This is a genomic window from Arthrobacter sp. Hiyo1 (assembly GCF_001263615.2).
In the GTDB taxonomy this organism is placed as follows: domain Bacteria; phylum Actinomycetota; class Actinomycetes; order Actinomycetales; family Micrococcaceae; genus Arthrobacter.
In genome coordinates this window covers 47,891-54,015 of sequence record NZ_DF952473.1, presented here as the reverse complement: position 1 = coordinate 54,015, position 6,125 = coordinate 47,891, and the positions used below count along the sequence as shown (strand labels likewise).

At 64.4% G+C, this 6,125-nt stretch carries 7 protein-coding genes and 2 pseudogenes; all 9 read left to right on the top strand.

The features are described from left to right. A pseudogene (locus AHiyo1_RS26995) lies at nucleotides 1–312 on the top strand (shikimate dehydrogenase); the annotation flags it as partial. Between the two features lie 29 nt (nucleotides 313–341). Further along, on the top strand, nucleotides 342–1,541 hold the full coding sequence (gene aroC / locus AHiyo1_RS15835) for a chorismate synthase (protein ID WP_059389196.1): 1,200 nt from the start codon (nucleotides 342–344) through the stop codon (nucleotides 1,539–1,541). Continuing rightward, complete coding sequence (locus AHiyo1_RS15830) at nucleotides 1,541–2,107, top strand: shikimate kinase (protein ID WP_275937070.1); 567 nt, start codon at nucleotides 1,541–1,543, stop codon at nucleotides 2,105–2,107. Before aroC ends, AHiyo1_RS15830 begins: the two co-directional genes overlap by 1 nt. After that, the gene (aroB, locus tag AHiyo1_RS15825) at nucleotides 2,104–3,195 is read left to right on the top strand and encodes a 3-dehydroquinate synthase (RefSeq protein ID WP_059389194.1); all 1,092 of its coding nucleotides are present in this window, start codon (nucleotides 2,104–2,106) and stop codon (nucleotides 3,193–3,195) included. The genes AHiyo1_RS15830 and aroB overlap by 4 nt, the downstream gene beginning before the upstream one ends. Beyond that, on the top strand, nucleotides 3,192–3,713 hold the full coding sequence (locus AHiyo1_RS15820; RefSeq protein ID WP_059389193.1) for a tetratricopeptide repeat protein: 522 nt from the start codon (nucleotides 3,192–3,194) through the stop codon (nucleotides 3,711–3,713). The genes aroB and AHiyo1_RS15820 overlap by 4 nt, the downstream gene beginning before the upstream one ends. A gap of 168 nt (nucleotides 3,714–3,881) precedes the next feature. Next, on the top strand, nucleotides 3,882–4,445 hold the full coding sequence (efp, locus tag AHiyo1_RS15815; protein WP_028267136.1) for an elongation factor P: 564 nt from the start codon (nucleotides 3,882–3,884) through the stop codon (nucleotides 4,443–4,445). Then, the gene (gene nusB, locus AHiyo1_RS15810; RefSeq protein WP_059389192.1) at nucleotides 4,445–4,855 is read left to right on the top strand and encodes a transcription antitermination factor NusB; all 411 of its coding nucleotides are present in this window, start codon (nucleotides 4,445–4,447) and stop codon (nucleotides 4,853–4,855) included. The genes efp and nusB overlap by 1 nt, the downstream gene beginning before the upstream one ends. Before the next feature lie 199 nt (nucleotides 4,856–5,054). Then, a complete protein-coding gene (pyrR, locus tag AHiyo1_RS15805) occupies nucleotides 5,055–5,636 on the top strand; it encodes a bifunctional pyr operon transcriptional regulator/uracil phosphoribosyltransferase PyrR (RefSeq protein ID WP_059389191.1) in 582 nt (193 codons plus the stop codon). Then, nucleotides 5,633–6,125 (top strand): annotated as a pseudogene (locus AHiyo1_RS15800) (aspartate carbamoyltransferase); the annotation flags it as partial. The gene pyrR and the pseudogene AHiyo1_RS15800, both read left to right, overlap by 4 nt.

Genomic DNA, 6,125 nt, shown 5'->3' with positions numbered 1-6,125 from the left:
ATGGCAGGAGCGGATCTGGTGATCTCCACGCTTCCGCCGCGGGCGGCGGACGGCATTGCGGCGCAGCTTGGGCAGCTTCCCGACGGCACGCTTCCCGACGTCGGCACAGGTGTGCTGCTCGATGTGGCCTACGATCCTTGGCCCAGCCGTATTGCCGAAGCATGGCGTTCGCGGGGCGGAGTGGTGGTTCCGGGCCTCGAGATGTTGCTCTATCAGGCCGTGGAGCAAATCCGTTTGTTTTCAGGAGCCGACGTCACCGCCGATGTCATAGATGTGATGTGTGACTCAGTCGGGCTTCCCCGGCGGGTCTAGTAAGGGCCTTACATGGCAGGATTGGATATATGTTGCGTTGGTTGACTGCCGGTGAATCCCATGGCCCGGCACTGCTCGGAATTGTTGAAGGCGTCCCCGCCGGTGTTGAACTCACCAGCGAGGAAATACGTGACGCCTTGGCGCGTCGCCGTCTCGGCTATGGCCGCGGCGCCCGGATGAAGTTCGAGCAGGACGAAGTGACCATCCTTGGCGGCGTCAGGCACGGCGTGACGCAGGGTGGCCCCGTCGCGATCCAGATCGGCAACACCGAATGGCCCAAATGGGAGCAGATCATGTCTGCCGACCCGGTGGACCCCGCAGTCCTCGCGGACCAAGCCCGCAATGCGCCGTTGACACGTCCGCGGCCCGGCCATGCGGACTTCACAGGCATGCAGAAGTACGGATTCCCTGAGGCCCGCCCTGTGTTGGAACGCGCCAGCGCCCGCGAGACCGCCACGCGTGTCGCCTTGGGTACCGTCGCTTCGCAATTCCTGAAGCAGCTTGGCATCGAGCTCGTGAGCCACACCGTATCCATCGCGAGCGTGACCGTGCCCGAGGGCCGCCCCCTGCCCGTGCCGTCCGACGTCCTGGCCCTCGACGCCGATCCTCTGCGTTGTTTCGACCGGGAGACCTCCGACGCCATGGTGGCCGAGGTCGACGCAGCACACAAGGAAGGCGAGACCCTCGGCGGTGTTGTCGAAGTCCTGGCCTACGGCCTTCCGCCGGGACTCGGAAGCTACGTGCACTGGGACCGTCGCCTCGACTCCCGCCTGGCCGCTGCCCTGATGGGCATCCAGGCAATCAAGGGCGTCGAAGTCGGCGATGGCTTCCTGACAGCGGCCCGCCGTGGCTCCGCCGCGCACGATGAAATCGTCAAGGACGAGACCGGCCGGATCGTCCGCAAGACCAACCGGGCCGGTGGCATCGAAGGCGGCATGAGCATCGGCGAAGTCCTTCGTGTCCGTGCCGCCATGAAGCCCATCGCCACCGTCCCGCGTGCGTTGAAGACCATTGACGTGAGCACCGGTGAGGCAGCCAAGGCGCACCACCAGCGCTCCGACGTCTGTGCCGTTCCGGCGGCGGGTGTCGTGGCCGAGGCCATGGTTGCCCTGGTGTTGGCCGAGGCCGTTGCCGAGAAGTTCGGCGGTGACTCGGTCGCTGAGACCGCCCGGAACCTTCGGGGTTACCTGGACAGCATCCCGGCAACCCTGGACTCGGTCGGCCACTAGTGGTCCGCGGTAACTCGGGCGCCGGTTATGGGCGCGCGATCGTTTTGGTTGGGCCAATGGCCGTCGGCAAGTCGGTCATCGGCCAGCAACTCGCCCAACAATTGGGCGTGCCCTTCGTGGACACGGACGCCGTCATCGTTGAGCACCACGGCACGATTGCGGATATTTTCGCCGGTCGCGGAGAACACGCATTCCGGGAGATCGAGGCCAGGACGGTGGCACGCGCCGTCGACGCTGCGAACATCAACCGTGCCGTAGTCTCGCTGGGTGGCGGCGCAGTGCTCGATTCGGGCACGCAGCAGCTGCTGGGCGACTGCACCGTGATCTACCTTGAGTGCGACGCCGAGACTGTCGCCGAGCGCATTGCCCGCAACACAGGCCGGCCACTCCTGGCCGGCGACGCCATGGCCCGCTGGGAGACCCTTTTTGCCGCCCGGCGTCCAGTCTATGAACGCCTTGCAGACATCATCGTCGACGTCCGGTCCGGGACAGTGGCGGAAATCGCCCTCCACGTGGAGGAAAGACTGCGTGAATACGCGGCCTTGAAAGAGGAAGTGCAAAAGTGAGCAACGAAGCAACTGTCATCAAGGTCACTGGCCAGTCCGCCAACGAGAACTATGACGTCGTTGTCGGGCGCGGGCTCCTGGAGACCCTTCCCGCGAAGCTGGGCGAGCGGGTCCGGCGGGTTCTCGTGATCCACCCTCGTGCCCTGCGCCTCACGGGCGATACGGTCCGCGCCGAACTCGAGGCTGCCGGGTTCACGGCCCTCACAGCCGAGATCCCCGACGCCGAAGAAGGCAAGCACATCCAGGTTGCCGCCTTCTGCTGGCAAGTGCTTGGCCAGAACGACTTCACCCGCTCCGACGCCATCGTGGCGGTCGGCGGCGGCGCGGTCACCGACCTCGGCGGATTCGTCGCCGCAACGTGGCTGCGCGGCGTCAAGGTCATCCACATGCCCACGAGCCTCCTCGGTATGGTGGACGCATCGGTTGGCGGCAAGACCGGCATCAACACGGCCGAAGGCAAGAACCTGGTAGGTTCCTTCCATCCGCCCGCGGCTGTCCTCGCGGACCTGGACACACTCCAGACGCTGCCCAAGAACGAGTTGATCTCCGGAATGGCGGAGGTCATCAAGTGCGGATTCATTGCCGATCCCGCCATCCTGGAACTCGTCGAAAACAAGCCGGAGGAAGTCACCGATCCAGGCTCGGCGGTGCTCCGCGAGCTCATCGAACGCGCCATCGCGGTCAAAGCGAAGGTGGTTTCCGAAGACCTCAAGGAATCCGGCCTGCGTGAAATCCTCAACTACGGGCACACCCTTGGCCATGCGATCGAACTCGTGGAACGCTACTCGTGGCGCCACGGCGCAGCGGTTTCGGTCGGCATGATGTTTGCCGCCGAGCTCGCCCGCAGCGTCGGCCGGCTTTCCGACGTCGACGCCGACAGGCACCGCACCATCCTGGAGGGACTCGGGTTGCCGGTCACCTACCGCCGGGACCGCTGGCAGGGCCTGCTGGACGGCATGCGCCGTGACAAGAAATCCCGCGGAGACCTCTTGCGCTTCGTGGTGCTCGACGGCGTCGCAAAGCCCGGAATCCTTGACGTCCCGGACACCTCGTTGCTCTTCGCTGCCTACCAGGAGATCGCATCATGACCACCGAGACCTTCAGCAGCATCAGCGATTGGCCCACGGGCGGATTCCCCGGCGTGCGCACCAACCCTGACACCCTCCTGCCGGCCATCGTCAACGAGGAAGCCATGCAGTCAGCACTGGCCGAGTCGAGCGATCCGGCCGACCGCATCATGGCCCTCATGCTCGAAGGCCACCCGGGTGAAGCCGCCGAGTTGTTGGCCGAGGCGCGCTACAACGATCCCGAGTCGTTCAAATTGCGGATCTTCGAGGCCGAACTGCACCGTGCCACCAACCGCTTTGACCGGGCCGTGGAGCTCTTCCGCCAACTCCTGGGCGAAGTCCACGGCACCGCCAAGGAACCTGTCGTCCACCAATATTTGGGGCGGGCCTATTTTGTGGCCGGCAATCACGTCGCCGCTGCAGAATCGTTTACGAAGGCCTTGGACCTGCGGGTCGCCTTGGCGGCCGACGCTTCGCTGATCTACTCCTCTGCTGTGGCCCTGCAGCGCGCCCGGAACGTCCTCGAGTTCGCCTCCTGACACGGGCGCGGCCAGGCTCGGCGCATTTTGCCGGTAGAATGGACTTTGGATTTTTGATAAATACGCGCTGGCGGCCGTCACGGCATGCCTGCTTGGCATAGTCGGCTGGAAGCTAAACCAGTAGCTAAAGCAGTAGCTAGCACCAGTGAGAGAAACCAGAGGATACTAGTGGCAACCACAAATGACATCAAGAATGGAACCGTGCTGAAGCTCGAGGGCCAGCTCTGGAACATCATTGAGTTCCAGCACGTCAAGCCGGGCAAGGGCGGCGCGTTCGTGCGCACGAAGATGCGCAACGTCATGTCGGGCAAAGTGGTCGACAAGACCTTCAACGCCGGCCTCAAGATCGAAACCGCCACGGTTGACCGCCGCGACTACCAGTACCTGTACCAGGACGGCGCGGACTTCGTGTTCATGGACACCCAGGACTTCGACCAGATCACGGTTTCCGGTGCCACGGTAGGCGACGCCACCAACTTCATGCTGGAAAACCAGATGGTCAACATCGCCATCCACGAGGGCACCCCGCTCTACATCGAACTGCCCCCGAGCGTTGTCCTCGAAATCACCTACACCGAGCCGGGCCTGCAGGGCGACCGCTCCTCGGCCGGAACCAAGCCGGCTACCCTCGAGACCGGCTACGAGATCCAGGTGCCCCTCTTCGTTGAGAACAACACCAAGGTCAAGGTCGACACCCGCGACGGCAGCTACCTGGGCCGGGTCAACGACTAGTGAGCGCCCGTGGTAAGGCCCGTAACAGGGCCCTCGAAGTACTGTTCGAGGCGGAGCAGCGTTCCGCCTCCGCTTTCGAGGTCTTGAAGGCCCGCCGGGAAATGACCGACCTCGTCGTCAACCCGTACACGGTGGACATCGTGGAAGGCGTGGTTGCCATGCAGCCCACCATCGACGAGTTCCTGCAGACCTACGCCCAGGGCTGGACCTTGGAGCGGATGCCGGCGGTAGACCGCATCATCCTGCGGATCGGCGCCTGGGAACTCCTCTACAACGACGACGTGCCTGACGGCGTAGCAGTCAGCGAAGCGGTAGCCCTGGCCAAGGTCATGTCCACCGACGAATCTCCTGCGTTCATCAACGGCCTCCTCGGCCGCTTGCAGACGCTGAAGCCTTCACTGCTTGCATAAGCGGCATTGGAAGCAGACGAAGGGCCGGAGCCACGGGAAACCGCGGGCACCGGCCCTTCGTCGTACCCGCAACTGTGAGCTAAAACGCAGCGCCCTGGCCCCGGGCGCGTCCGGCAGGCCTGAGCCCTGTGGTAATTTTGAAGAGCAAATGTTCCTTTTTTAATTCCGTCCCGTGAGGCGGGGAAAGGGGAGACGAGCGATGACTGAAGTCACTGCGCCGGTGCCGTCCCGGGTTGTTCTCAACCACGCGGATATCGATCGTGCGCTCACTCGTATCGCCCACGAGATCCTCGAAGCCAACAAAGGCTCCCAAGACCTGGTTCTTTTGGGCATCCCGCGCCGCGGTTATCCGCTGGCAGTGCGGCTGGCAGAGAAAATCGCCGCCGCGGATCCGTCCGTCAACGCTTCCGCGATTGTCGGTCAGCTGGACGTCACCATGTTCCGTGACGATCTTTCGCACCAGCCCGCCAGGCCTCCATACCCCACCAAGCTGCCGTTGTCCGGCATCGACAACAAGGTTGTTGTCCTCATCGACGACGTCCTGTACTCGGGCCGCACCATCCGGGCAGCCCTCGACGCCATCATCGACCTCGGCAGGCCACGCATCGTCCGCCTTGCCGTCCTCGTGGACCGCGGGCACCGTGAACTGCCGATCCGCGCGGACCACGTCGGCAAGAACCTGCCCACGTCTTCTTCGGAAAAGGTCCGGGTCCACCTCGAGGAACTCGATTCCGTTGATGGCCAGCCCATCAATGAAGTAGTGATCGAGGCGGGCGCATGAAACACCTGCTCTCCACCGAGAACCTGAGTGCCGAGAACGCCATCCGGATCCTGGACACCGCCGAAGAGATGGCCGCAGTGGGGGACAGGGAGGTCAAGAAGCTGCCCGCCCTGCGCGGCCGCACCGTGGTCAACCTCTTCTTCGAGGACTCCACCCGCACCCGCATTTCCTTCGAGGCCGCGGCGAAGCGGCTGTCCGCCGACGTCATCAACTTCGCAGCCAAGGGTTCCTCGGTTTCGAAAGGCGAGTCCCTCAAGGACACCGCGCAGACCCTCGCAGCCATGGGGGCCGATGCGGTAGTCATCCGCCACTGGGCCTCCGGAGCTCCGCACCGCCTGGCCGCCACCGACTGGATCGATGCGGCCGTCATCACGCCGGGGACGGTACCCACGAACACCCCACGCAGGCACTCCTCGACGCCTTCACGATGCGCCGCCACTGGTCCGCGTTGCACGGCTCGGCGTCCACGGGCGCGGACCTCACGGGGAT